Annotated in this window: 21 protein-coding genes and 1 pseudogene; 16 read left to right on the top strand and 6 right to left on the bottom strand. The window is 63.9% G+C overall.

Annotated elements, in window-relative coordinates:
* Window positions 1-10: 10 nt before the first annotated feature.
* Genes NCS00_RS21860 through NCS00_RS21840 form a run of 5 tightly spaced genes read right to left on the bottom strand, consistent with a single transcriptional unit; the run spans window position 11 to window position 4,994 of the window.
* The gene (locus NCS00_RS21860) at window positions 11-1,138 is read right to left on the bottom strand and encodes an NAD(P)/FAD-dependent oxidoreductase (protein WP_175980880.1); all 1,128 of its coding nucleotides are present in this window, start codon (window positions 1,136-1,138) and stop codon (window positions 11-13) included.
* Entirely contained in the window at window positions 1,135-1,932 is a 798-nt protein-coding gene (locus NCS00_RS21855; RefSeq protein ID WP_250436532.1) for an ABC transporter permease, read from the bottom strand. The genes NCS00_RS21860 and NCS00_RS21855 overlap by 4 nt, the downstream gene beginning before the upstream one ends.
* Window positions 1,933-1,948: 16 nt before the next feature.
* Window positions 1,949-2,821 carry an ABC transporter permease gene (locus NCS00_RS21850; protein WP_008348076.1) on the bottom strand — a complete coding sequence of 291 codons (873 nt, stop codon included), beginning with the start codon at window positions 2,819-2,821 and terminating at the stop codon, window positions 1,949-1,951.
* Window positions 2,808-3,887 carry an ABC transporter ATP-binding protein gene (locus NCS00_RS21845; protein WP_175980874.1) on the bottom strand — a complete coding sequence of 360 codons (1,080 nt, stop codon included), beginning with the start codon at window positions 3,885-3,887 and terminating at the stop codon, window positions 2,808-2,810. Before NCS00_RS21845 ends, NCS00_RS21850 begins: the two co-directional genes overlap by 14 nt.
* Window positions 3,888-3,923: 36 nt before the next feature.
* The gene (locus NCS00_RS21840; protein WP_008348073.1) at window positions 3,924-4,994 is read right to left on the bottom strand and encodes an ABC transporter substrate-binding protein; all 1,071 of its coding nucleotides are present in this window, start codon (window positions 4,992-4,994) and stop codon (window positions 3,924-3,926) included.
* Between the two features lie 176 nt (window positions 4,995-5,170).
* Between NCS00_RS21840 and NCS00_RS21835 the strand changes: the two genes are divergently transcribed.
* From NCS00_RS21835 to NCS00_RS21760, 16 genes are all read left to right on the top strand, one after another.
* Window positions 5,171-6,070, top strand: a complete 900-nt coding sequence (locus NCS00_RS21835; RefSeq protein ID WP_250440969.1) for a LysR substrate-binding domain-containing protein — start codon at window positions 5,171-5,173, stop codon at window positions 6,068-6,070.
* A gap of 175 nt (window positions 6,071-6,245) precedes the next feature.
* Window positions 6,246-6,803, top strand: a complete 558-nt coding sequence (locus NCS00_RS21830) for a (2Fe-2S)-binding protein (protein ID WP_250440968.1) — start codon at window positions 6,246-6,248, stop codon at window positions 6,801-6,803.
* Entirely contained in the window at window positions 6,800-7,810 is a 1,011-nt protein-coding gene (locus tag NCS00_RS21825; RefSeq protein WP_250440967.1) for an FAD binding domain-containing protein, read from the top strand. The genes NCS00_RS21830 and NCS00_RS21825 overlap by 4 nt, the downstream gene beginning before the upstream one ends.
* Window positions 7,807-10,071, top strand: a complete 2,265-nt coding sequence (locus tag NCS00_RS21820; protein WP_250440966.1) for a xanthine dehydrogenase family protein molybdopterin-binding subunit — start codon at window positions 7,807-7,809, stop codon at window positions 10,069-10,071. The genes NCS00_RS21825 and NCS00_RS21820 overlap by 4 nt, the downstream gene beginning before the upstream one ends.
* Before the next feature lie 168 nt (window positions 10,072-10,239).
* Complete coding sequence (locus NCS00_RS21815; protein WP_250440965.1) at window positions 10,240-11,148, top strand: PilZ domain-containing protein; 909 nt, start codon at window positions 10,240-10,242, stop codon at window positions 11,146-11,148.
* A 209-nt stretch (window positions 11,149-11,357) separates the two neighbouring features.
* Complete coding sequence (locus NCS00_RS21810) at window positions 11,358-12,428, top strand: SDR family oxidoreductase (protein ID WP_250440964.1); 1,071 nt, start codon at window positions 11,358-11,360, stop codon at window positions 12,426-12,428.
* Between the two features lie 182 nt (window positions 12,429-12,610).
* Window positions 12,611-13,561, top strand: coding sequence for a ketopantoate reductase family protein (locus tag NCS00_RS21805; RefSeq protein WP_250440963.1), 951 nt, complete (start codon window positions 12,611-12,613; stop codon window positions 13,559-13,561).
* Entirely contained in the window at window positions 13,558-13,950 is a 393-nt protein-coding gene (locus tag NCS00_RS21800; protein ID WP_250440962.1) for a VOC family protein, read from the top strand. Before NCS00_RS21805 ends, NCS00_RS21800 begins: the two co-directional genes overlap by 4 nt.
* Window positions 13,951-13,952: 2 nt before the next feature.
* A complete protein-coding gene (locus tag NCS00_RS21795) occupies window positions 13,953-14,420 on the top strand; it encodes a MaoC family dehydratase (RefSeq protein ID WP_250436525.1) in 468 nt (155 codons plus the stop codon).
* A complete protein-coding gene (locus tag NCS00_RS21790; RefSeq protein ID WP_250440961.1) occupies window positions 14,420-15,640 on the top strand; it encodes a CaiB/BaiF CoA transferase family protein in 1,221 nt (406 codons plus the stop codon). Before NCS00_RS21795 ends, NCS00_RS21790 begins: the two co-directional genes overlap by 1 nt.
* Window positions 15,640-16,485: a shikimate dehydrogenase gene (gene aroE / locus NCS00_RS21785; RefSeq protein ID WP_250441074.1), complete on the top strand. Its 846-nt coding sequence runs from the start codon at window positions 15,640-15,642 to the stop codon at window positions 16,483-16,485. The genes NCS00_RS21790 and aroE overlap by 1 nt, the downstream gene beginning before the upstream one ends.
* A gap of 81 nt (window positions 16,486-16,566) precedes the next feature.
* Complete coding sequence (gene aroQ, locus NCS00_RS21780) at window positions 16,567-17,004, top strand: type II 3-dehydroquinate dehydratase (protein ID WP_033536205.1); 438 nt, start codon at window positions 16,567-16,569, stop codon at window positions 17,002-17,004.
* 77 nt (window positions 17,005-17,081) lie between these two features.
* On the top strand, window positions 17,082-17,987 hold the full coding sequence (locus tag NCS00_RS21775) for a LysR family transcriptional regulator (RefSeq protein ID WP_008348049.1): 906 nt from the start codon (window positions 17,082-17,084) through the stop codon (window positions 17,985-17,987).
* Between the two features lie 100 nt (window positions 17,988-18,087).
* Window positions 18,088-20,823 carry an ATP-dependent Clp protease ATP-binding subunit gene (locus tag NCS00_RS21770; RefSeq protein ID WP_034470945.1) on the top strand — a complete coding sequence of 912 codons (2,736 nt, stop codon included), beginning with the start codon at window positions 18,088-18,090 and terminating at the stop codon, window positions 20,821-20,823.
* A 136-nt stretch (window positions 20,824-20,959) separates the two neighbouring features.
* Window positions 20,960-21,682, top strand: a complete 723-nt coding sequence (locus NCS00_RS21765) for a GntR family transcriptional regulator (RefSeq protein WP_175980857.1) — start codon at window positions 20,960-20,962, stop codon at window positions 21,680-21,682.
* A 142-nt stretch (window positions 21,683-21,824) separates the two neighbouring features.
* Window positions 21,825-23,210 carry a GntP family permease gene (locus NCS00_RS21760; RefSeq protein WP_250440960.1) on the top strand — a complete coding sequence of 462 codons (1,386 nt, stop codon included), beginning with the start codon at window positions 21,825-21,827 and terminating at the stop codon, window positions 23,208-23,210.
* Window positions 23,211-23,551: 341 nt separating this feature from the next.
* On the opposite strand, the pseudogene NCS00_RS21755 reads toward NCS00_RS21760, so the two are convergent.
* A pseudogene (locus tag NCS00_RS21755) lies at window positions 23,552-24,598 on the bottom strand (glycosyltransferase family 4 protein); the annotation flags it as partial.
* Window positions 24,599-25,416 lie beyond the last annotated feature (818 nt).

Raw genomic sequence — 25,416 nt, 5'->3', positions numbered from 1 at the left:
TCGTGCGTGCTCAATGTGCGGAGATGAGTTCTTTGGCGTGCTCGAAGCGGCGCGCGGAGAAGGTGGGCAGTTCGTCGGGAACCGGTGCGCCGAGAATCCACGGAGCGATGCGCATCGCGTGCGCGGCGGCGAGCGTCACGCCGCTGTGGCAGGTCACGACGAACGCGCCGGGATGCCGCTCCGACTGGTCATAGACGGGAAAGCCGTCGGGGCTGTAGACGCGCAACGCGGCCCACATGCGGACGAGGCGCACATGCTCCAGCAGCGGGAAGGCGCGCACCGCACGCCGGGCGATATCGGCGAGGACGGGCGTGGTCGTGAAATCGTCGAAGCCCACTTCTTCCATCGAATCGCCGAATTGCAGGCTGCCTTCGTCGGTCTGACGCACGTTGAGCGTCGGATAGTGCAGGAACGGCGCGACGCGCTCGCTTACCAGCACTTGTCCGCGATTGGGCGCGACCGGCGCATTCAGCCCGACGAACGGCGCGAGCGTGCGATTGCCGAGACCCGCCGCCAGCACCACGCGTCCCGCGCGATACGTGCCGCGCTTGCCCTGCACGACGAAGCCGTTCGCTTCGGGCACGATGCGCTCGGCGCGCTCGCCGGAAACGAGGCGCACGCCGCGCGTCTGCATCGACGTATGAAGGCCGCGCAGCAGTTTCAGCGGATTCACATGGCCGTCCATCGGCGTATAGCTCGCGCCGATCACCTTCGGCCCGACTTGCGGAATGCGCTCGCGCACTTCGGCGCCGGTGAGGATCTGATACGGGTAATCGCCGAGTTCGGCTTGCAGCGTCGAAAGGCGCTTTTCGCGGTCGGCGAGTTCGGCGTCGTTGAAGCAGAAGTGGAAGCCGCCGGGCTGGCGCAGCGCCACATCGACGCCCGATTCGGCGTGAAGCGACTCCGCGAGCGCAGGCCAGCGCACCGCCGACGAACGCGACCAGCGCGCATACGGCGACAGGCCGTAGCCCTTGCCCTGAATCCACACGAGGCCGAAGTTGCCGCGCGAGGCACGCAAGCCGCCGTCGTCTTCATCGAGCACGGTCACGCGCGCGCCTTCGCGGGCAAGACCATAGGCGACGGCGGATCCGACGAGGCCGCCGCCGAGAACGAGTACGTCGGGACTAGCAGAAGTCATCGGGCTTCTCCGATCAGAATACGGTCGAGTCCGACCATGCGGTCGAGCAGAATCATCAGGAGCACCGTGCCGACGATCAGCACCGCCGAGACGCTCGCGACCAGCGGATCGATCGTCTGCGCGATCTGGTTGTACATGGCGACCGGCAGCGTCGTGGTGCCGGGCGTGGCGACGAAAATCGTCATCGTCAGTTCGTCGAAGCTCTGGATGAAGGACAGCACCCAGCCGCCCGCGACGCCGGTGCGGATCATCGGCAACACGACGCGGCGAAACGCGGTGAAGCGGCTCGCGCCACAGGACAGCGCCGCGCGTTCGGCATCGCGGTCCAGGCCGACCGCCGACGAGAGCGCGAGCCGCAGCGCATACGGCAGCACGATCACCACATGCGCGCACACGAGCGACCAGAACGATCCCGACAGATTCAGCATCGACAGGAAGCGCAGGAACGCGATGCCGAGCACGACGGCGGGAATCATCATCGGCGAGAGGAAGAAGCTCGTGAGCGCGGCGCGGCCGGGAAAGCGGTAACGCGCGATCGCCAGCGCGGCCGGCACGGCGAGCAGTACGCCGATGGTCGCCGCCGCGAACGCGAGCTTGATCGACAGCCAGAACGCCGACACGATGTCGCCGTTCTCGATGATCGCGTGGAACCAGCGCAACGATGCGCCGTCGAAGGGCATCGAAATGAAGCCCTTGTCGGTGAACGAGACGAGCATCACCACGACGAGCGGCGCGAGAATGAAAGTCAGGAAAAGCGCGTTGAATACGAGCGCGAGCGGGCCGTTCTGCTTCATGTGCGTGTCCTCGCGGTCAGTCGAAAATGTGCTTGAAGCGGCGCTCGGCGAGACGGCTGCATCCCATCACGATGGCCACGTTCGCGATCAGCAGCAACACGGCGATGCTCGCGCCGAGCGGCCAGTTCAGCGTGCCGAGAAACTCGTCGTAGGCGGCGGTCGCGACCACCTTGAGCCGCCGTCCGCCAATGAGCGCGGGCGTGGCGAACGCCGACGCCGACAGCGCGAAGACGATGATCGATCCCGACAGCACGCCCGGCATGATCTGCGGCAGCACCACGCGGCGAAACACCTTGAGCGGCGATCCGCCGAGCGAGCGGCCCGCCCATTCCACTTGCGGGTCGAGCTTCTGCATGTTGGCCCAGACGGACATCACCATGAACGGCACCAGCACGTGCGTCAGCGCGATGATCATGCCGGTCATCGTGAAGACGAGGCGGATGGGTTCCTCGGTGATATGCAGGGCTTGCAGCACGTTATTGAGCACGCCGTTGTTGCCGAGCAGAATCTGCCAGCCGAGCGTGCGCACGACGACCGAGATCAGCAGCGGCCCGAGCACGATCAGCAGACACAGCGATTGCCACGGCTTCTTCATGCGCGCGAGGATGATCGTCTCCGGCACGCCGAGCACGATCGACAGGAGCGTCACGCCCGTTGCGAGGCCCGCCGTGCGCAGAAAGATCGTGCCGTAGTACGGGTCGCTCACGACTTCCCAATAGTTCGACAGCGTGAACGCGCTGGTGATGCCGGCCGTATCGCTGAAAACGCGGAAGGAGAGGACGAGCGTGAGGATCAAGGGCACCAGCAGCAGGCCGGTGAACAGCAGCAGCGCGGGGCCGGACAAGAGCCACGGCGCAGCGCCGGGGCGAGCGTCGTCAAGCGTGGCCATGCAGCGTCTCCTTGCCGTCTTGCGTGAGCACGCGCAGGTCGTCGTCGGTCCAGTCGAGACCCACTTCGTCGCCTTCTTGCGGCGGCGGCGCGCCGTGGTTCGGCTGCGCGATGCGCAACTTGCCGAGCGCCGTCTCCACTTCGAGCAGCCATTGATTGCCGATGAACACACGCGTCGCGATACGTCCTCTGATGCGCGCGTCGCCGTTGGCGAGATGCACTTTCTCCGGGCGAATATAGACATTCACCGCGCCATCGACGTGACGGCCTTCGTGCGGCACATGCAGTTCCGTCCCGGCGACGTTCACGACCGCGCAACGCGGATTGCGCTGCAGCACTTCGCCCGCGAACGCATTCGTGCGGCCGAGAAAGGTCGAAGCGAAGGGCGTCGCCGGACGCTCGTACGCATCGTAGGGCGTGGAGAGTTGCGCGATCTTGCCGCCATGCATCACCGCGATGCGGTCGCTCATGGTCATCGCTTCGACCTGATCGTGCGTGACGAGGATCGTCGTGATGCCGAGACGCTTCTGGATCGCGCGCAATTCGATGTGCATTTCCTCGCGCAGCTTCGCGTCCAGATTGGACATCGGTTCGTCGAGCAGCAACAGTTCCGGCTGCATGGCGATGGCGCGCGCAATCGCCACGCGCTGCCGCTGCCCGCCCGACAGTTCCTTCGGATAGCGATGCCCGAGGCCCTTGAGCCGCACCAGAGCGAGCGCCTCCTCGATGCGCTCTTCGCGCTCGCGGCGCTTCACCTTGCGCATCTCCAGCCCGAAGCCGACGTTGCCCGCCACCGTCATGTGAGGAAACAGCGCGTAGCTTTGAAACACCACGCCGATGCCGCGCTTCTCCGGGCGCTCGTTGGTGATGTCGCGGCCATCGAGCAGGATGCGGCCGCTCGTCGGCGTGACGAAGCCCGCGACCATCTGCAGTGTCGTGGTCTTGCCGCAGCCGGACGGACCGAGCAGCGAGAGAAATTCGCCGCGTTCGACGGACAGATCGACATGTTCGATCGCCGTGAAATCGCCGTAGCGTTTGGAGATGCCCTGAAGCGTCAGGAATGCCATGCGCGTGACTCCTTCGACAGATGCGGATGCGCGGCTTTAGCGCTCGACCGAACGGTTCCAGCGTTCCGTCCATTCCGTGCGATGCTGGTTGATCGTCGCCCAGTCGACGGCGGTGAGCTTCGACACCTGCTCGGGACCGTAAGGCACGCGCGCGGCGACTTCCGGCGCGAGCTTCACGGTCTTGTTGACCGGCCCGAGACCGATGTTCTGCGCTTGCAGCAGTTGCACTTCGGGCGTCAGCAAGTATTGAACGAATTCCTGCGACAGCTTGGGCTGCGCGTTTTCCGCGAGCACGCACGCCGCCACTTGCAGCGCGACCGCGCCTTCCTTCGGATAGACGAACTTGAGCGGAAACCCGGTGTTCTGCAACGCGACCGCGCGACCGCTGCCGTAGGGCGCGAGAATCACGTCGCCGGATTGCATCTGGCCATCCATTTCGCCGGGCGTCGGGGCCCACGAGAGCACGTTGGGCGCGACTTGCTTGGTCATCGCCGTGAAGCCGGGGTCGATGTTCTTCTCGCCGCCGCCCGAGAGACGCGCGAGCATCACGAGGGTATGCAGGCCGTAAGTGTTGGTGATCGGCGGAACGCCGAGCTTGCCCTTGATGCGCGCATCGGTGAGCACTTTCCACGAGTCCGGCGGCGGCAGGCCGGCCTTCTTGAACGCTTCCTCGTTATAGCCGATGCCCGTCGCCACCATGCCGACGCCGATCGCCGTCGGGCCGAGTTTCGCGAGCGGATACACGTCGTTCATGATGGGCGCGTCGTCGAGCTTCGCGCACAGGTTCATCTGCATGGCCTGATACATCGGGCCGTCGTCCATCACCGCGACATTGATCTGCTGATGGCCCTTTTGCGCCTGCAACTTCGCGAGCGTGTCGCTCGAATTGCCCGCCACATAGACGACCTTCACGTTGTGCGCCTTCTCGAACGCCGGAATGATTTTCTGCCGATACAACTGTTCGTTCGAACCGCCGACATTGGCGACGTACAGCGTCGTGTCGGCCTGCGCGAGCATCGGCGCGGCAACGGCCGCCGAGAACGCGAGAGCGGCGATGACGCGACGTGCGGGAAGGGCGGACGGACGGCGATGCAACGCTTTTTTCATGACGAGGATCTCCATTGCGGGGGCGTGGGCGGGTGGGATTTGGAAGACATCTGGCCCATCGACGGATCGAGTGTCGCGCTGTCAATTCATATCGTCCAATACAAATAAAATACCTACCTATACATGGTTGATATACATTTCATCGTGTCATGGTGACTACTTAAGGGAAAGCGCGCATGAACCTGAAGCACATCGAGGCGTTTCGCGCGGTCATGGTTTCCGGGTCGATGACGGCCGCGGCCAAGGCGCTCTTCACATCGCAGCCGAACGTCAGCCGGCTCATTTCGCAACTCGAACGCGACACCGGTTTGCAGCTTTTCCAGCGCAGCGGCGTGCGTCTGATTCCGACCAGCGAAGGCACCGCGTTCTTTCGTGAAGTGGAGCGCGCGTTCGTCGGCTTGCAGGGTCTCGCGAATGCGGCGGCGCAGATCCGCAATCTCGGCAGCGGGCGGTTGCGCATCGCGGCGATGCCATCGGCCGGCATGAAGCTCGTGCCCCATGCGATCAAGCGATTTCATGCGCTGTTTCCCGACGTGACGGTCTCGCTGCATGTCAATACGTCGGGGACGGTGAATCACTGGACGGCATCGCGCTTTTGCGATCTCGGGGTCGCGGTGTATGTGAGCGAAGCGTCCGATTGCGAGGTCGAGCAGTTATCGAACGTGGCCGCCGTGTGTGTGATGCCGGCGAATCATCGGCTCGCGGCGAAGCGCAACATTCGGCCGAAGGATCTCGAAGGCGAATCGTTCATCTCGCTCTGTCACGGCGATGGCACGCGCGCCGTGATGGATGAAGTCTTTCAGCGCGCGGGAGTGCAGCGCGTGCTGGCCATCGAGGCGCAATACACGGCCATGTGCTGCGAGATGGTTCGGCACGGCATGGGCGTGACGCTCGCGCATCCGATCGTGGCGCGAGACTTCGTCGGACCGGACATCGTCATCCGGCCGTTTCAGCCGGTCACGCGCTTTCCGACGTATCTGCTGTTTCCGCCGCATCGGCCGCGTGAGCGGCTTGCATCCGCGTTCGTGGAGGTCCTGCGCGAGCTGCACGACGAACTGCTCGATGGGATCGTCTAGCCGTCGAACGGTGCTCATCGGCTCGGCGTATTCACCGCAATCCTTTCACGAAGTACGCGGTCGCCTTTCGCAAGAATCTCGATACGGGGTCTTGCACTGTCCGGCCACGCCGTGACGGCGTTTGGCTCCGCGGCACGCGGCATGCTGGCAATCAGCATTCCAGAAAGGAGATTCCATGAACACCACACCGACTGCGACGGCCCTGGACGTGGGCGCGCCGCATGCGCAGCGCGTCGCCTGTACGCTCTCGATCAACGGCGGGACGCAGACCTTCGACATCGAGCCGTGGACGACGCTGCTCGATCTTCTGCGCGAGCGGTGCCAGCTCACCGGCACGAAAAAGGGCTGCGACCACGGGCAGTGTGGCGCTTGCACCGCGCTCGTCGATGGCCAGCGCATCAATACGTGTCTCGCGATCGCCGTTTCATACGACGGCGCGGAAATCACGACAATCGAAGGGCTCGCGAGCGGCGACACGCTGCATCCGATGCAGCAGGCGTTCATCGACTGTGACGCGTTCCAGTGCGGCTACTGTACGCCGGGCCAGATCTGCTCGGCGGTCGGCATGCTCGCGGAAGGACATGCACACGACGCCGCGGAAGTGCGCGAGGCGATGAGCGGAAACGTCTGTCGATGCGGCGCGTATCCGAACATCGTGCAGGCGATTCTGCAAGTATCGAGCGCGAACGGCGTCGATGAGACCGCCGTCGAGAACGGGGAGACGCACTCATGAACCGGTTCTCCTACACGCGCGCGAACGATGTATCCGCGGCGCTCGAAGCGCACCGCGCACCGTCGGCGCCGTTTCTCGCGGGCGGCACCAATCTCGTCGATCTCATCAAGGAAGGCGTCGCGCGTCCCGAGCGGCTCGTCGATATCCGCCGCCTGCCGATAGCGGCGATTCAGCCAAGCGCGGACGGTGGCATCGAAATCGGCGCGCTCGCCACGAACAGCGCCGTGGCCTACGACGAACGCATCCAGTCGCGCTACCCGCTGCTGTCGAAGGCGATTCTGTCCGGCGCTTCGGCGCAGATTCGCAATGTCGCGACGGTCGGCGGCAATCTCCTGCAGCGCACGCGTTGTCACTATTTCTACGACACCGCCACGCCATGCAACAAGCGCCGGCCCGGCAGCGGCTGCGGCGCGATGAATGGCGTCAACCGCATTCATGCCATTCTCGGCGCGAGCGAGCATTGCATCGCCGTTCATCCGTCCGATATGTGCGTGGCGCTCGCCGCGCTCGACGCCTCCGTGCGCGTGACAGACGGCGAAGGCGAGCGCGTCGTGCCGTTCGACGCGTTTCACCGGCTTCCCGGCGATACGCCGCATATCGATACGAACCTGCGCGACGACGAGATCATCGTCGCTGTCACGTTGCCCGCCGAGGGCTTCGCCGATCGCTACGCCTACGTCAAGGTACGCGACCGCGCGTCGTTCGCGTTCGCGCTGGTGTCGGTCGCGCTCGCGCTCAAGCTCGACGGCACGCGCATCGAAGCGGTCCGCTGCGCGCTCGGCGGCGTGGCGCACAAGCCGTGGCGCAATCGCGATGCCGAAGCCGCGTTGCGGGGCAAGACGCTCGACGCTACGACGGTGCGCGATTTCGCGAGCGCGATGATGCGCGACGCGCGCGGCCTGCCCGGCAACGCATTCAAGATCGAACTGACCGCGCGCGCCATCGAGCGCGCTTTCGAGCAGGCATCGGGGATCAGCCTCGCCGCCAGAGAGGACGACGCATCATGAACTTTCCGAACGAACTGGAACGCATCGCCGAACGGGGCGCGCATGTCAGCGGCAAGCCCGTCAGCCGGGTCGACGGCAGGAAGAAGGTGACGGGCGAGGCCCGCTACGCAGCCGAATTTTTTTCCGATGCAATGACCTACGGCTTCGTGCTCCCGAGCCGAATCGCGAGCGGGCGCATCGTGTCGATCGAGTCGCGGCGCGCGCTGGAATTGCCGGGCGTGCTGATGGTGCTCACGCACGAGAACCGGCCCGAACTGCCGCTGCGCGACGCGGCGTGGCAGGACCAGTCCGCGCCGGGCGGCATGCCGTTTCGGCCGCTCTGGGACGACCGCATCTGGTACAGCGGCCAGCCGGTCGCGCTCGTCGTCGCGGAAAGCCATGAACTGGCGCGTCATGCCGCTTCGCTGATCGAAGTCACCTACGAGCGAAGCAGCCACTGCACGGATCTGCGCGAGGTGGAAGCCGAGAGCTATCCGCCATCGACCGAAAAGGGCGGCTTCGAGCCTCCGCCGCCGCCTCGCGGCGATGCCGACGGCGCGCTTGCCGCAGCCGCCGTGAAAATCGACAGCCGCTATTCGACGCCGGCCGAGTATCACAACCCGATCGAATTGCACGGCTGCACGGTGATTCCCGAAGCCTCCGGCAAGTTCGTCGTGTACGAGAAGACGCAGGGCGTGCTCAACACGAAGCAGTATCTGACGAAGCTCTTCGGCTTCGACGACGACGCGCTCGAAGTCGTCTCGCCGTTCGTCGGCGGCGCGTTCGGCTCGGCGCTGCGTCCGCAATATCATCTGCCGCTTGCCGTCATGGCCGCGCGCGATCTGAAGCGGCCCGTGCGCCTCGTGCTGACGCGGCAGCAGATGTTCACCTTCGCGCATCGGCCGATGAGCCTGCAACGCGTCGCGCTCGCCGCGAATCGCGACGGCAAACTGCAGGCGGTCATCCACGAGGCGGTGTCGGAAACCTCGCAATACGAGGACTATTGCGATGTCATGGTGAACTGGGCCGGACAGCTCTACGCCTGCGACAACGTGCGGATGGACTACAAGGTGAGCAAGCTCGACGTGCCGACGCCCGCCGACATGCGCGCGCCGGGCGCAGCGCAGGGGCTCTTTCCGCTCGAAATGGCGATGGACGAGCTCGCCGAGGCGCTCGACATGGACCCGCTGAAGTTGCGCCTCATCAACTACGCGGAGCGCGACGGGAACAAGAACCTGCCGTTCTCCAGCAAGGCGCTGCGTCAGTGCTTCGAAGAAGGCGCCGCGCGCTTCGGCTGGGACAGGCGCCCGCTCGCGCCGCGTTCGATGCGCGAGGGTAACGAGCTCGTCGGCTGGGGCATGGCGACGGGCATCTGGGACGCGATGCAGAACGAGGCTTCCGCGCTCGCGCAAATCGGGGCGGACGGACGTGTCGTCGTGGCGAGCGCCACGGCGGACATCGGCACCGGCACCTACACGGTGATGACGCAACTCGCCGCCGATGCGCTCGGCGTGCCGCTCGAGCACGTCGATTTTCGTCTGGGCGACAGCCGTCTGCCGAAGGCGCCGCTCGAAGGCGGATCGTGGACAGTGTCATCGGTCGGCAGCGCGGTGCACGCGGCCTGTACGCGTTTGCGCGGGAAGCTGACGGCGCTCGCGGCCGAACACGGCGGCGAAGCGTTCGCTCGCGCGCAGCCCGACACGATGCAACTCGATGGCGAATACGTCGTTTGCGGCGAGGGCAAGGCGCAACGCGTGTCGCTGCGGGAGCTGATGACGCGCGCCGGCCTCGACACGATCGACGCGCAGGTAACGGTCACGCCGCACGACAGGCAGCAGTCGTATTCCATTGCCACGCACTCGGCGGTATTCGTCGAAGCGCGCGTCGATGCCGCGCTCGGCACGGTGCGCGTGACGCGCGTGGTCAGCGCGGTGGCGGCAGGACGCATCGTCAATCCGAAGACGGCGGCGAGTCAGATATCGGGCGGCGTGGTTTGGGGCATCAGCATGGCGTTGCACGAGCACGGGCAGTTCGACCACGAGCTCGGCCGGCAGATGAACCACAACCTGTCCGAATACCACGTACCGGTGAACGCGGACATCCACGACATAGATGTGCTCTTCGTCGACGAGCATGACGACATCGTGAATCCGCTCGGCGCGAAGGGCGTGGGGGAGATCGGCGTGGTCGGCGTCGCGGCGGCGGTCGCCAACGCGATCTGGCATGCGACGGGCAAACGCGTACGGGATTTGCCGATCACGCTGGAGACAGTCTTCGCATGATTGGCAGGCCGGCGATCCTCGCATGGCAGAAACCGCCGCGAAGCCGCTTTCTGCAGACAATTGTGCGACGGCGCACGTCAGGCCGGTGCGCCGAGCGTTAAGTTAGCGCTTCCAAAACTGATGCGTCCCAGCGCCGCGGTGGTCCGCGATGTCTTCGGGGCAACGGACATGGCCCTCGTCAAGATCACCGCCCGCGAACTGCAAATTGGTACGCCGCTTCCGTTCGCCGTGTATTCCGCAGCCGGCAAGCTCCTTCTGGCGCGCGGATATCGGGTTCAGTCGGAGAGCCAGCGCGACCGGATTCTGGCGGCCGGGGGCTTGCGCAGCGAGGATGCGGTGACGAGTGCGGCGAGCGAAAGCGCACCCCGGCCAGCCGGAATACTTATCTCGACTGCCAGACATGAAGAGGAATCGGGCGAGGCCATCCTCGACGAGCCCATAGCGAACACTGGAATGCTGCCGAAGACGCTGGACAGCATCCAGGTGACGGTCGACGGAAGCGGAACGCTGCGTTGTCAGACCGACTTCGTTGGTTCCATTACCGGCCGCGCGCTGCTCGTGACCGCTACGGACGGACACGAGTTGTTCGAAACCGGCGCCGAGGTCGCTTGCAGTGCGCTCAGAGGGCGTCACATCCATCAGTTTCGCAGCACCGTGATCGGACGAAGCGAGACGCCGGTACGCGTCATCTATCTCGCATGGCCCGAGTCCGTGAAGACTCAGGTCGTGCGCAACCATGTGCGCGTTTCGACGGAGATGCCGGGACGGCTCATTAGAAACGACTGTATCGCCGCCGGGTTCGACATTTCGGTCACGAACGTGAGTCTGGGCGGAGTCGCCTTCCGTGCCTCCGACGCCCTCGTCAACGTCGCCGAGCACTTCCGGTTAGGACTGCGCCTGCGCGCCGGAGGTAAGTCTCACGCGGTCGTGTTCAACTGCATCGCGCGCAATGTCAGGCGCGTCGACGGCGGCGTCCTGATAGGCGCCGAGTTCAGCAGCCAACAGGCGGATACCATGGCGCTTCTGAGGCATCACATGTTCGAAGCCGCAACGGGCAGTGCCGCGCAGTTGCGCTGAACACGACGCGAATCGCGGAGCGCCGCCGACATCGACGTATCGCGCCGCCTGGGTCATCGATGAATGATGCGCGTCGCCCGAAACGGCCGACGAGCCTTGCCGCTCGTTCTCATCGGCATGAAACCAATCCAGGGCTTTTCGGTCGACCCTATGTCGATCGATAACGCGCGTCACTGCGCACGTACCTGGAAAGGCGAACCATTCACATCATGGACAAAAGAGCACTCATCATTGGAGCCACCGGCATCGTCGGCGGCAATCTGGCCGACCATCTGCTCGCATCCGGCGACTGGCACATCACCGGACTCTCGCGCGGACGTTCCGCCTTGCGTGACGGTGTCGAATCGATTACGGCGGATCTCACATCGGCCGAATCGGTGCAGCGCGCGTTGAGCGGGAAGCAATTCACGCATGTGTTTTTCACGGCATGGTCGCGACGGGCGACGGAGCAGGAAAATATCCGCGTCAACGGCGCGATGGTTCGTCATGTACTCGAGGCGCTCGGACCTTCCGGCACGCTGAAGCACGCTGCGCTCGTCACAGGGCTCAAGCACTATCTGGGGCCGTTCGAAGCCTATGCGAAGGGCAGCGTGCCGCTGACGCCGTTTCGCGAGGAGCAGGGGCGGCAGGATGTCGATAATTTCTACTACGAGCAGGAGGATCGACTGTTCGACGCCGCCAGGCAGTTCGGTTTCGGCTGGAGCGTTCATCGTCCGCATACGGTCATCGGCTTCGCGGTCGGTAATGCGATGAACATGGGCGTGACACTCGCGGTGTACGCCACGCTCTGCAAGGCGAGCGGCGCGCCGTTCATATTTCCCGGGTCCGCAGCCCAATGGAACGGCCTTACCGACATGACGGATGCCCGCCTGCTGGCGCGTCATCTGGAATGGGCGGCGACGTCACCGAACGCCCGCGACGAAGCATTCAACGTGGTCAACGGCGACGTGTTCCGCTGGAAGTGGATGTGGTCGCTCGTCGCGAATTACTTCGGAATCGAGCCGGTGGAATTCGACGGCACGATGCGTCCGCTCGAAGATCGCATGCAGGATGCGGGCGAGGCGTGGCGTGAAATCGCCGCGCGCCACGATCTTGCCGAAGCCGATATCGGCAAGCTCGCGTCCTGGTGGCACACGGACGCCGATCTGGGGCGGCCGATGGAGGTGCTCACCGATATGAGCAAGAGCCGCAAGGCAGGCTTTCTCGACTATCAAAGCACGCCCGACTCTTTCATTGCGCTATTCGATCGTTTGAAGACGCTTCGCATCATTCCCAGCTGAAGCGTCCGATATGCCGGACGTCTCGTCGTCCGGTACAAAACCGCACCGAGCGTCCTGGTACTTTCCCTTACCGAATAGCTCAGTCCACATCTGAATTGCCATAGGCAATATCGCTATTGCATTCATTGCATTGCCAGAGTGTGCGCGGAATCGTATCTTCGTCTCCATTCGAGGAGACATGTATGAAGATCGCATTTCTGGGCGCGGGCGCGCTGGGCTGCGCCATCGGCGCCGCGTTGACCGAAGGGGGTCACGAGACGTGGCTCGTCGACAAGTTCGCGGCGCACGTAGAGGCCATGTCCCGCGACGGCCTGCAAGTCGACGACGAACGCGGCACGCGCCGCGTCAAGGTGCGCGCGACGATGAACCCCGCCGACGTCGGGCCGGTGGACGTCGTGATCGTACTGGTCAAATCCTTCCACACCGATCCGGCGATGCGCGGCGCGCTCGACCTCATCGGCCCCGAGACGCTCGTGCTGTCCCTTCAGAACGGCCTCGGTCACGAAGACGTGCTGAGCGATATCGTCGGACGCGAGCGCGTGCTTGCGGGCAAGACCTACGTCGGTGGCGTGTTGCGCGCACCGGGACACATCCAGTCCGGCGTGACCGGAAAGATCACCATCATCGGCGAACTCGACGGCCGCGTGACGCCTCGCGCCCAAGCCGTGGCGGAAGCGTTCGACAGCGCGGGGCTCACGACCACGGTCAGCGACAACATCCTCGGCACGATGTGGGACAAGCTGCTGATCAACGTCGCGACCGGTGCCATCACAGGCATCACGCGTTTGACGTATGGGCAGCTTTACAGCGAACCGGTGCTGAAGGCGACCTCGCTTGCCGCCATCGAGGAAGCGATGGCCGCGGCGAAGGCGGCCGGCATCGAACTTTCCATCACGCGTGCGGAAGACGCCTGGAACATGGCCGCCGAAGGACTGCCGGCCGCGTTCAAGACCTCCATGCTGCAAAGCCTGGAGAAGTCGTCCGTCACCGAAATCGACTTCATCAACGGCGCGGTCGTGCGATGGGGCGAACGGCTCGGCGTGCCGACGCCGGTGAATTCGACGCTCGTGGCGTGCATAAAAGGCATCGAGCGTGGCATGACCGACCGCCAGAATGAGGAGCGCGCGGCATGAGCGCAACCAAAGCCTATCTCGAACACGTCGCGATCTGGGTGAAGGATATCCACTGGCACATTCGCTTCTTCGAAGAAGTGCTCGGCATGACCATGCGCGAAGTGGACGGCCCGCGCGACGAGCCGCGTCAGTACTGGACACTCGGCGGACTCCAGTTCATCAGCGATCCGACTTACGACGGTCCCGAAGGCCGGCTCGCGCATCTGGGCGTGATGTGCGAGGACCTCGAAGCCGCGCTCGCCGCCGCGCAGCCGTTCGGCGTCACGGAGATGACGCAGGGCCGCAACTGGCTGCGTCTGCCCGACGGGCTCGCCATCGAACTTATTCAGGCAAGACCCGCCACATGCGTCGCGCAGGCGCTGTCGATCAATCCACGCGCGGAGGCGTGAGCATGAGCACCATCAACATCACCGAGAAATACTGGGACGATGCGCAGGAAGGCGACGAGTGCGTCAGCCCGACCTACACCGTCACGAAGGAACGCATTCTCGCTTACGCCGATCTCACGGGCGACCATACGCCGGTGCATGTCGACGAGGACTATGCCAACGCGAGCCACTTCGGGTCGATCGTCGCGCATGGCCTGTTCGGGCTGTCGATCGCCGATGGCCTCAAGACACAGAGCGACTATCGCTTCCTGCCGGGCATGTCGCTCGGCTGGACGTGGGACTTCGTGCTGCCGATCAAGGTCAACGACGTGCTGCATGTGAAGTTTCGCGTGACGTCCATGCGCGCGAGCAAGAGCCGTCCGGGCTGGGGCATCGTCGTGTTGCCGTCCGAACTGATCAACCAGAACGGCGAAGTCGTTCAACGCGGCGAGCATCGTCTGATGGTCCCGCGCCGTCCGGGAGCCTACTGATGCAAGCCCGTCCCCTCGAAGGCTTTCGCGTCGTCGACTACAGCCACTTTCTCGCCGGTCCCTATGTCGGACGCTGTCTCGCCGCGCTCGGCGCCGAAGTCATCAAAGTCGAGCGTCCCGGCAGCGGCGATGCAGGCCGCCAGCACGCGACGATCCTCGACGACCAGCAAAGCGCCTACTTCCTCCAGTTGAACATGGGCAAGCGCGGCGTGAGCGTCGACATGAAAGATCCGCGGGGCAAGGCGTTCATGCAGCGCCTGTGCGATTCGGCGGATGTGTTCATCGAGAACTATCGCCCCGGTGCGCTGGATAAGCTCGGCCTCGGCTATGCCGCGCTCTCCGAGCGCAATCCGGGTCTCGTCTATTGCTCCATCTCGGCGTATGGTCACACGGGTCCGGACGCGCATCGCGCAGGCTTTGGGCTGATCGCGGAAGCGAAGAGCGGCATCATGCAGATGATCGGCAACCCGGGCGAGCCGCCGCCGCTCATGCGGATTTCGCTCGGCGACATGTACACCGGCATTCATGCGGTGGCCGCGATCAACGCTGCCTTGCTCGGCCGCGTGAAGAGCGGACGCGGCCAGCATATCGACATGGCGCTGTACGACACGCTGTTCTCGATGCACGAATATGCCGTCCAGTGCTACACGATGCAGGGCGTGGTCCCCGAGCAGACTGGCCATGACATGCCGACATCGACCTTATACGGCGTGTTCAGAGCAAGCGATGGCGATTTGGTCATCGCCGCGCAGGTCGACGAATCGTGGAAGCGCTTCGCCGCGGCCGTCGAGCAAAATGGCGGCCCCGCGGGCTTCGCGACCGATGCGCGCCTGCACAGCCTGAACGGGCGCAATGCGAACCGCGAGGCCATTCTCGCGGTCGTGACGCCGTGGGTCGCTGCACGCAACGTCGCCGATGTGCTCGCGCTGCTGGACAGCGTCGATGTGCCCTGCGCGAAGGTGCAACGCATCGACGAGGTCGTGGCCGATCCGCAGATCGTCGCGCGCGGCATGGTGATCGAACAGGAGCATCCGCGTCTGGGCACGCTGCGTCTGCCGAACCTGCCGTTTCGCTTCTCGGACTGCGATACGTCGATTCGCGAGGTCGGCCCCGATCTCGGGCAACACAACGAGGAAGTCGCGCGGTCGCTGGGCTTCAGCGCGGCCGAGATCGATGCGATGCAGACCGACGGCGTGCTGTTCTCGAAGCCGGGGGCATGATGAGCGATCGATACGCGGTCATCGGCAATCCGATCGGGCACACGAAGTCGCCGTTCATCCACGGCTTCTTCGCGCAAGAGACCGGCCAGGACATGAGCTATGAGGCCATCGAAGGGCCTGTGGAACCTGCCAGCGGCTTCTCCGATAGCGTCAAGCGCTTCATTGCAGCGGGCGGCCGCGGCATGAACGTGACCGCGCCGTTCAAACTCGCTGCATTCGCCATGTCCGATGAGCGCAGCGAACGAGCGCAGCTCTCGGGCGCGGTCAACGCGATGAAGTTCGAGGGCGGCCGAATCATCGCCGAAAACTTCGATGGCGTCGGACTCGTGCGCGACATCGAAGTCAACCTGCATCAGCCGATGGTCGGCAAGCGCGTCCTGATCCTCGGCGCGGGCGGCGCTGCGCGCGGCGCGTTGCTGCCGTTCGTCGCGGCACGGCCTGCCGAGCTCGTCGTCGCCAACCGGCATGTGGACAAGGCGCGTGCGCTTGTCGAACAGGTCGCCCGATCGAACACTGCTGGCGGATCGCTCACCGCGTGCGGGTATGCGGACCTGGAGGCACTGGGGCGCTTCGACCTCGTCATCAACGCGACATCCGCGAGCCTGACCGGGCAACTGCCGCCGGTGCCAGCGAGTGTCTTCAGCGCCGGCGGAAGCGCCTATGAACTCGCTTACGGGAAGGGGCTCACGCCTTTCTTGCGGCTGGCGCGCGATGCAGGGGTGGAAAGTATCGCTGACGGCGTGGGCATGCTGGTCGAGCAGGCTGCGGAGGCGTTCGCGTGGTGGCGGGGCGTGCGTCCAGAAACGCGCGCGCTCATCGAGCGGCTGACCGTTCCGCTCGATTGATCCGGCGAAAAGAGGCGCAGCGGTCGAGAAGACATCGGTGGAATGAACATTAACGGTCTGCAATTAGACTCGGACGAAAGAATGAAAACGTTTCTTATGCTGCATGGTGTCAACCACAACATGTTCGGCAAGCGAGATCCCGTTCAGTACGGCACGGCCACGCTCGCCGACATCGATGAGAAATTGCAGGCGCTCGCGAATCAACTCGGCGTAACGGTCGAAAGCTATCAGAGCAACAGCGAGGGCGACATGTGCGAACGCATCCATCAGGCGTTTGCCGACAAGGTCGATGGCGTGCTCATCAATGCGGGCGCATGGACGCATTACAGTTACGGCATCCGCGATGCACTCGCCATTCTGACCGTGCCCGTCGTGGAGATTCATATGTCGAACATCCATGCACGCGAGGCTTTCCGTCATCATTCGGTGTTCGCGGAAATCGTCAAGGGGCAGATATGCGGGTTCGGTATCGAAAGCTATTCCCTTGGTCTGCGCGCGGCGGTGTCCGCGGCAGCGTGACAAACAAAGTCAGGTCCGGTGTGCGTCATCTCTGATGCAATGGTCGCGAGAGCGACATTGCGTTCTACAATGGATGCATGACCACGCCCGATCTGCCCGACCTCAAGCTGCTTCAGCTCTTCGATCTGCTCTATGACGTTCGCAGCGTCACGCGTGCAGCGGAGCAGCTTGGACAGGCCCAACCGACCGTTAGCATCTGGCTCGCGCGCTTGCGCGAACATCTGCAGGATCCCCTTTTCATTCGCACGCCAGGCGGCATGACGCCCACGCCTCAGGCGGATGCGCTGATCGGTCCGTGCAGGGAAATCCTCGAGTCGCTTCGCAGATTCTCGTCGTGGGAGATTTCTTTCGATCCGGTCACGGCGAAGCGACGGTTTCGCATCTGCATGACCGACGCGAGTCATATCACCTTGCTTCCGCGGATGCTGGCCTATGTGCGCGCCAAGGCACCGGGCATCCGTCTGGAGGCGGCGCGGATCGACGGCAACACCGAGCGCGCGCTCGAATCTGGCGAGGCCGATCTGGCGATCGGTCATGTTCCGTGGCTCGGCGGCGGAATGTATCAGCAACAGCTCTATATGCAGGATTGGGTGTGTCTCGCCAACCCGGACCATCCGCGCGTCCGCGCGAAGCTGACACTGAAGCAATACCGCAGCGAAGGGCACGTCATCATCGCCGCAGGCACGGGTGCGCAGTTACTCGAGCAGGCATTATTGCGCGATGGAATCGAACGTGATGTCGTGCTGGAGCTTCCGGGAATGCTTGGGCTTGGATCGATTGTCAAATCAACCGACCTGATCGCGACGCTGCCGCGAAACATTGGAGAAACCTTGGCAAAAGTGAATGGCCTTGCGGTTCACTCTTGCCCGTTCCCGGTAGAGAAGTTCGCGGTGCGGCAGCATTGGCATGCGAAGTATCACGACGAAGCGGGAAACCGCTGGCTTCGCTCTGTCGTCGCTGAGCTGTTCCTCGCGAAAAACTAGACGGGCGAATAGCAATCGTCGTTCCGCCGGGCGCAGGAACAACGGTTGCAGCAAATTCCTCTCCGGGGCGGCGTGCCCTGCCACGACCTAGGAGACGAATATGGCTCACTTGTGCGACGTATGCGGCGCACGGCCCGCGACCGTGCGCCTCGCGGTGCTGCGCAACGGCCGCCGTCACGTCATCGACGTGTGCGATTTTCACTATGCGCAGCTCACGCGGCACCAGCGCGCGCTCTCGCCGCTCGAATCGCTGTTCATGGGCGGCGCGCCCGGCGAGGCGTCCGCGCCCGAAAGTGCCGCACAGCAAGAACCGCGCGATGCCGGTGTGCGGCGCAACGAAAACGAAGGCGCGAACATCGACCGATACTTCAGCGACGGCGCGAAAGAGATGCTGATGCGCGCCGCCGAGCGCGCCGTGCAATCCGGCTGCTCGCAGGTCGACACGGAACATCTGCTCTACGAGCTTGCAAACAACGCCGTCATCGAGTCGATTCTCAAGAGCATCGGCATCGATGCGGCCGAAGTCCGCGGCTTCATCGACGCCAACGCGCAACGCCGCGAGCGCGCGAGCCCGCCGCCGGACGGCATGATCGCCGTGTCGCCTCGTCTGAAGAGCGCGCTCGACCGCGCTTTTCTCGCATCGCGTCAGCTGCGGCATAGCTACGTCGCGCCGGAGCATTTGCTGATCGGCCTTGCCGATGTACCCGACAGCTTCGCGGGCCAATTGCTCGGCAAGCTCGGTGTCGATCAGCAGGCGCTCAGGCAGCAGACCGCGCAGACGGTCGGCGCGGGCGGACCGCCGCGCGGCGACGGGCCGCCGTCACGCACGCCGCATCTCGACAAGTTCAGCCGCGATCTCACCGCGCTCGCACGTGAAGGGCATCTCGACCCCGTGATCGGACGCGCGCGCGAAATCGAAACCATGGTCGAAGTGCTCGCGCGCCGGCGCAAGAACAATCCGGTGCTGATCGGCGAGCCGGGTGTGGGCAAGACCGCGGTCGTCGAAGGGCTCGCGCAGCGCATGGTCAACGGCGATGTGCCCGAGTCGCTCCGCGACAAGCGCCTCGTCGAGCTGAACATCAACTCGCTGGTTGCGGGCGCGAAGTATCGCGGCGAGTTCGAGGAGCGCGTGAAGCAGGTCGTCGATGAAATCACCGCGAATCGCGAGAAGCTGCTGCTGTTCGTGGATGAAGTGCATACCATCGTCGGCGCGGGGCAGGGCGGCGGCGAAGGCGGACTGGATATCGCCAACGTGTTCAAGCCGGCGATGGCGCGCGGCGAGCTGAACATGATCGGGGCGACCACGCTTGCCGAGTATCAGAAGCACATCGAAAAGGACGCGGCGCTCGAGCGGCGCTTTCAGCCGGTGCTGGTCGCGGAGCCGACCGTCGCGCAGACCATCAATATCCTGCGTGGACTGCGCGACCGGCTCGAAGCGCACCACAAGGTCACGATCCAGGACGATGCGATCGTCGGCGCGGCGGAACTGTCGGATCGCTATATCACCGGGCGCTTTCTGCCTGACAAGGCGATCGATCTCGTCGATCAGGCCGCGGCGCGCGTGAATCTGTCGGCCACATCGCGCCCCGCCGATATCCTCGAACTGGAGTCCGAGCTCGCGCAATTGCGACGCGAACAGGACTATGCGGCATCGCGCAAGCAGTTCGACCGCGCGCATGCTTTGGACAGCGAGATCGCGCAGAAGGAAAAGCAACTCGGCGATGCCACGGATAGCTGGAAGCAGCGCGTCGGCACGAACACGTCGACGGTGACGGTCGCGCACGTCGCCGAGATCGTCGCGACGATCACCGGCATTCCCGTGACTCAACTGACCGAGGAGGAGCGTGCCCGTCTGCTGCAGATGGAAGAGCGCCTGCACAAGCGGGTGATCGGGCAGCAAGAAGCGGTCGTTGCGGTGTCGGACGCGGTGCGGCGCGCACGTACCGGCTTGCAGGGCCGCAACCGGCCGATCGCCGTGTTCCTGTTCCTCGGGCCGACGGGTGTGGGCAAGACGGAGCTTGCGAAAGCGCTGGCGGAAGTCGTCTTCGGCGATGAAGACGCCATGCTGCGCGTCGACATGAGCGAATACATGGAGCGTCACGCGGTGTCGCGGCTCATCGGCTCGCCGCCGGGTTATGTCGGCTATGACGAAGGCGGGCAGTTGACGGAGCGCGTGCGGCGTCGGCCTTATAGCGTGATCCTGCTCGACGAGATCGAAAAGGCGCATCCCGATGTGTACAACGTGCTTCTGCAAGTCTTCGACGACGGGCGCCTGACCGACGGCAAAGGCCGCGTGGTCGATTTCAGCAACACGCTGATCATCGCGACGAGCAATCTCGGCTCTGACGTGATCGCCGGTCAGAAGCGCGCGACGCTCGGATTCACGACCAACGCGAGCGATGCGGACGCATCGGTTCAGAATGGCGTGATGAGCGTGCTGCGCCAGCATTTCAGGCCCGAGTTCCTGAACCGGATCGACGACATCATTCTGTTTTCCTCGCTCGGCCGCGATGAGGTGCGCCAGATCGTTCGGCTGATGCTCGATCAGGTGCAGCGCCTCGCGCACAGCCAGGACGTCGTGCTGGAGTTCGACGAATCCGTCGTCGATCATCTCGCGGACGTCGGCTACCGTCCCGAGTTCGGTGCGCGCGAACTGCGTCGGCAGATCAGGCAGTCGATCGAAAACCAGTTGGCGAAGGAAATGCTCAAGGGCGACGTTACCGAGGGCGCACAAGTGAAGTGCCACTACGACGCGGAGAACAAGCGGCTCGCGTTCGATGTGAAGCGCGCGGGACTGGCGAATCAGGCGGGCGAGGGCACGCCGCCCACACCTTGACCGCGAGCATCACTACGCCAAACCTCGCGTCTTTCAAGCCGACGGGCGACGGTCGCGTCATGATCCGGCAGGGTTATCCCCGATCCATTCGGAGAGAAAACATGTAATCATATATATGAATTCGATGGAGACGATCATGCAGGCCGATGGCCGCTTACCCCGTTATCAGCGCCTGCGGGATGAAATGGTTGCCCTGATCGCGGCTCGTGAATGGCGCCCGGGCGAAGCGATCCCGACCGAGCAGGCGCTTTCTCAAAGCTACGGCCTTGCTGTCGGCACAGTGCGAAAGGCCGTCGATCTGCTCGTCGCGGAAGGCATGCTCGAGCGCTTTCAGGGAAGAGGGACCTTTGTACGGCGCGCGAACTTCGACGGCTCCCTGTTTCGCTTCTTCCGCTTTCAAACACGGCAAGGCGAACGGCGCATTCCGGAGAGTCGCATACTGCGCCGGGACGTGGTCGATGCGCCATCGGCGGTAGCCGCGAGACTGCAGATATCGAGCACGGCGCGCGTGATCCAGATGTCGCGCGTGCGGCTGATCGACGGCGTTCCGATGCTCGCCGAAGAGATCTGGTTGCCCTACGCACGTTTTGCGGCGTTTGCGAAGATGGACGTGGGCGAGATCGGCGACCTCCTTTACCCGGTCTACGAGACGCAGTGCAATCAGATCGTGGCATCCGCCACGGAAACCCTTACCGTCGAAGCCATCGGCTCGCGACACGCGAAGCTTTTGAACATCGAGCCGGGGACGCCTGCCGTGGTCATCGAGCGTCTCGCCTTCGGCTACGATCGGCAGCCGCTCGAGTGGCGCCGTTCGCGCGGACCCGCCAGCGAATTCATCTATCAGGCGGAGATCCGCTAGCCAAAGAACCGCGATTGGGAGACGGCATGCGCAACCGGTTCAGGGCCGTTCGCCTGAAGCCGACGCGACCATGCTTCCCTTTCCGAGCACGATCGATTGACGAGCACGCTCGGCAAACCATTCCAAACCTAAGATTCATTCCATGACCAGTCTAGATATCGATTTGTTGCTGACCGCGCTGATCAGCGTGGTGCTGCTTGTCGCGCTCATCGTGTCGCGCGTCAAGATGCATCCGCTTCTCGCTTTGCTCGTCGTTTCAATCGGCGTAGGGTTCGCAACCGGCATGGAGCCGGGAAGCATCGTCAAGCATCTGACCAACGGCGCGGGCAAGACGTTGGGCGCGGTGGGCGTCGTCATCGCGCTGGGTGCGATGCTCGGCAAAATCCTCGCGGATGCGGGCATTACCGAGCAGATTGCCGAGGCCATTCTGAGGCGCGCCTCCGACCGTATGATTCCCTGGGCGATGACCCTCGTGGCTTTCGTGGTCGGCATTCCGATGTTCTTCGAAGTGGGGCTGGTCGTCATGCTTCCCTTGATTTTCAGCGTGGCGCGCAAGCTGGAAAGCCATGCCCGGTTCAAGGGCTCGGCCTATGTGTACGTCGGCGTGCCCGTGATTTCGGCTCTTGCCGCGATGCACGGCATGGTGCCGCCCCATCCGGGTCCTTTGACGGCTATCGCCACGCTCAAGACTTCGGTGGGGCCGACCATGCTGTACGGCTTTCTGGCGGCCATTCCCGCGATGATTCTGGGCGGCCCGCTCTATGGCGCGTTCATCTCGCCGCGCATGAGCACCAGGCCCGATCAGGCCTTGCTGGACCAGTTCACCGTCGTCGAACAGTCCGACAATGGCCACCGCGCCGGGGTCGGTCTCGGCGTGCTGGCGGCCCTGTTGCCCGCCATCCTGATGCTGGTTCATGCGGTGGCGGAGATGGTGTTGCCGAAGAACGCACCGATGCTGCACGTTGCCAGCTTCCTCGGCAATCCGCTGATAGCCATGCTGCTGGGCGTACTGTTCGCAGTTGCGGCGCTGGTCCTCGCCCGGGGCGGCGATGCCGAAAAGCTGCGTCACGCGCTCGGCAACAGCCTCAAGCCGATTGCTTCCATCATCATGATCATCGCCGGCGGCGGCGCTTTTCAGGAAATGCTGACCAGTGCGAAGGTGGGTGAGGCGATCGTGCATCTGACGCAGCACTTCGCTTTTCCCCCGCTGATCCTCGGATGGCTGATCGCGATGTTGCTGTCCGTGTCCACCGGATCGGCAACGGTGGGAATCGTCGGCGCGGCGGGTCTGCTGGCTCCGCTGGCCGGCGCCGATCCGAGCCTTAACCTGCCTTTGCTGGCCTTGTCCATCGGCTGCGGTTCGCTGTTCTTCAACTATGCGAACCACGCCGGCTTCTGGATGGTGAAGGAATCGTTCGGCATGACGATGGGCGAAGCCACCAAAACGATCTCGGTGGTTCAATCCATCGTGGCTGTGGTTGGCCTGGTGATGGCGCTGATCTTCAACGCGGCAGTCCACGTTGGCTGAACTGCAGGGAACACGCCGGCAATCAGTCATCGGAGCGCTGACGACTCCAGACGAAGCGCGTGATCACCGCGCGTGCGCAGCTTCGTGACGGCCACGGCTACAACCGTGCCCAAAGCCCAGCCTAGGGTGGCCAAGCTGCCTAGGCCTCGCAGAATGGCAAGGGCGAAGGTCCAACGATTGTCGCTGCCGATGTTCGGACCGCCGAAGCGAGCGCGTTGAAACTTTCGTTGCGGCACAGGCTCGTTGTCGTCGATGGTTTCGCAAGTCAGTGCGTCGCTTCGCTTACGGTGGGCATTCCAATGGTTTCGTCTTCCGTCCATCGCGCACCTCGGCGATTCCCAACGCGGCACGGGGCGCTTGGCGGCGTGCAGCATCGACGTATAGGCATCGACATAATTCTGCGCCATCCTGCTGGCGCTGAAGCGGCGCTCGAATTGCGCGCGGACGCGGGCGCGCGACAGCTCGTCGATCCGATGCAGTGCGCCGACCGCGTCTTGCACGTCTTCGCAGATGAAACCGGTCACGCCATGATCGATCACCTCGGGCACCGCTCCGCGCTTGAACGCAATCACCGGCGTCCCGCACGCCATCGATTCGATCATCACCAGGCCGAACGGCTCGTTCCAGTCGATCGGAAACAGTAGCGCCTTCGCACCCGACAGAAAATCCGGCTTCCGCGTTTCGCTGATTTCACCGATGAATTCGACGTGCGCCTGCGAAAGCAGCGGCTCGACAGTCGACGCGAAATACTTCTCATCAGCCTTGTCGACCTTCGCCGCAATCTTCAGCGGCAAGCCGCTTCGCGCCGCGATCTCGATGGCGAGATCGGCACGCTTTTGCGGGCTGATGCGGCCGAGGAACGCCAGATATTCCGGCTTCTTGTGCGGCTGCGGCGTGAGCAGGCCGTCCGGCAAGCCGTGATACACCGTCTTCAGCCAGTTTGCGCGAGGCAAGGGGCTACGCTGGTCGTCCGAGATCGAGATGATGTTCGCGTGCGTGAACGTCGCGAAGATCGCGCGCAGCTCGGGCAGATCGAGACGGCCGTGCAGCGTCGTGACGAACGGCGTATCGCTTTGAGAGAACAGCGGGAACGGCAGGTACTCGAGATGGAAGTGCAAGACGTCGAACTCATGCGCGCGGCGGCGAACGGTTTCGAGCAGCAGCATGTGCGGGGCAAGCGAATCGCGGATGCCCGGATCGAGCCGCAGGGCGCGCGGCCAGGCTGGTTCGAGCCTCGCGCGGGTCTGCGAATCGCCGCTTGCGAACAAGGTCACATCGTGGCCGAGGTCGACGAGTGCATCTGTCAGATACGACACCACGCGCTCAGTGCCGCCGTATAACTTCGGGGGAACCGCTTCGTGCAACGGTGCGATTTGTGCGATTCGCATAGGTTGGTTCTCCAGTGCGGCCCGCCTGCGGATTCGTGCAACGCGAGTGCTCAGACATGCTCGCGACGCTCGAGCCCATCCCTGCGGGACGTCCCCTCTCATGCAGACCGGCACCTTGCAGACAGCTTCTGCTATTGCTGGTTGAATCCGGACAATCTATCGCCATCCTAAACAGTGAGTGCCAACGACGCGCATTATTCGTGACGGTGCGCGATGAAATCGGCAGCTATCGGCGTGCCCGATTCATGTCGACAGAGTCGGCTCGCGGATGAGCATCGAGATTCGGTGCGATTGGTACGGCTATCTAATCGATGCGTGGCGCGCGACGTGTAATAGCGTAATCGCGGAGAACTTGCACTTGGCTGCAGATGTTGCAACAGCGGCTAGGTTCGCGAACCGGAAGGGTCGCCATTCGGTCAGTTGACGCGCGCGCGTAGGCAGCATCGGTGATGCCTCGTCATGAGCACGTGTCCAGGACGACGAAGCGCACCGATCTGGTGACGGGCCGCGGATCAGCCGCGGAGACGAGCCGTTTCGCGAACCGCTCACATCGCGTAGCACACGGAGATGCTTCCCCTGGCGTGGACACCGATGCAGAGCCACCGGCCACCCGTTGCCCGTGGTCGCGATGATTCAACGCGAAAAGAAGATCGGTGCAAGAGAGCAGGCATTTAACGGAACGTCGAATGCTGTCCGATACACCGCTCACTCACGATGAACGTTAGCGATGAGTCAGGCATCCGTTTCATCGCGGCCGGCGAATTAGCCGACACGCCGCACGGAGGAACACATTCGAAAGAGACTTGTCAGGAGATGAC

Source organism: Caballeronia sp. AZ1_KS37 (assembly GCF_023631165.1).
Lineage (GTDB): Bacteria > Pseudomonadota > Gammaproteobacteria > Burkholderiales > Burkholderiaceae > Caballeronia > Caballeronia zhejiangensis.
Note: the sequence above shows the minus strand (reverse complement) of the source record. Positions and strands in the feature narration are given on the sequence as shown.

What these genes read in the sequence shown, in the direction of transcription:
- NCS00_RS21860 (WP_175980880.1), bottom strand. Translation starts at nt 1,138, where the DNA reads ATGACTTCTGCTAGTCCCGACGTACTCGTTCTCGGCGGCGGCCTCGTC.
- NCS00_RS21855 (WP_250436532.1), bottom strand. Translation starts at nt 1,932, where the DNA reads ATGAAGCAGAACGGCCCGCTCGCGCTCGTATTCAACGCGCTTTTCCTG.
- NCS00_RS21850 (WP_008348076.1), bottom strand. Translation starts at nt 2,821, where the DNA reads ATGGCCACGCTTGACGACGCTCGCCCCGGCGCTGCGCCGTGGCTCTTG.
- NCS00_RS21845 (WP_175980874.1), bottom strand. Translation starts at nt 3,887, where the DNA reads ATGGCATTCCTGACGCTTCAGGGCATCTCCAAACGCTACGGCGATTTC.
- NCS00_RS21840 (WP_008348073.1), bottom strand. Translation starts at nt 4,994, where the DNA reads ATGAAAAAAGCGTTGCATCGCCGTCCGTCCGCCCTTCCCGCACGTCGC.
- NCS00_RS21835 (WP_250440969.1), top strand. Translation starts at nt 5,171, where the DNA reads ATGAACCTGAAGCACATCGAGGCGTTTCGCGCGGTCATGGTTTCCGGG.
- NCS00_RS21830 (WP_250440968.1), top strand. Translation starts at nt 6,246, where the DNA reads ATGAACACCACACCGACTGCGACGGCCCTGGACGTGGGCGCGCCGCAT.
- NCS00_RS21825 (WP_250440967.1), top strand. Translation starts at nt 6,800, where the DNA reads ATGAACCGGTTCTCCTACACGCGCGCGAACGATGTATCCGCGGCGCTC.
- NCS00_RS21820 (WP_250440966.1), top strand. Translation starts at nt 7,807, where the DNA reads ATGAACTTTCCGAACGAACTGGAACGCATCGCCGAACGGGGCGCGCAT.
- NCS00_RS21815 (WP_250440965.1), top strand. Translation starts at nt 10,240, where the DNA reads ATGGCCCTCGTCAAGATCACCGCCCGCGAACTGCAAATTGGTACGCCG.
- NCS00_RS21810 (WP_250440964.1), top strand. Translation starts at nt 11,358, where the DNA reads ATGGACAAAAGAGCACTCATCATTGGAGCCACCGGCATCGTCGGCGGC.
- NCS00_RS21805 (WP_250440963.1), top strand. Translation starts at nt 12,611, where the DNA reads ATGAAGATCGCATTTCTGGGCGCGGGCGCGCTGGGCTGCGCCATCGGC.
- NCS00_RS21800 (WP_250440962.1), top strand. Translation starts at nt 13,558, where the DNA reads ATGAGCGCAACCAAAGCCTATCTCGAACACGTCGCGATCTGGGTGAAG.
- NCS00_RS21795 (WP_250436525.1), top strand. Translation starts at nt 13,953, where the DNA reads ATGAGCACCATCAACATCACCGAGAAATACTGGGACGATGCGCAGGAA.
- NCS00_RS21790 (WP_250440961.1), top strand. Translation starts at nt 14,420, where the DNA reads ATGCAAGCCCGTCCCCTCGAAGGCTTTCGCGTCGTCGACTACAGCCAC.
- aroE (WP_250441074.1), top strand. Translation starts at nt 15,640, where the DNA reads ATGAGCGATCGATACGCGGTCATCGGCAATCCGATCGGGCACACGAAG.
- aroQ (WP_033536205.1), top strand. Translation starts at nt 16,567, where the DNA reads ATGAAAACGTTTCTTATGCTGCATGGTGTCAACCACAACATGTTCGGC.
- NCS00_RS21775 (WP_008348049.1), top strand. Translation starts at nt 17,082, where the DNA reads ATGACCACGCCCGATCTGCCCGACCTCAAGCTGCTTCAGCTCTTCGAT.
- NCS00_RS21770 (WP_034470945.1), top strand. Translation starts at nt 18,088, where the DNA reads ATGGCTCACTTGTGCGACGTATGCGGCGCACGGCCCGCGACCGTGCGC.
- NCS00_RS21765 (WP_175980857.1), top strand. Translation starts at nt 20,960, where the DNA reads ATGCAGGCCGATGGCCGCTTACCCCGTTATCAGCGCCTGCGGGATGAA.
- NCS00_RS21760 (WP_250440960.1), top strand. Translation starts at nt 21,825, where the DNA reads ATGACCAGTCTAGATATCGATTTGTTGCTGACCGCGCTGATCAGCGTG.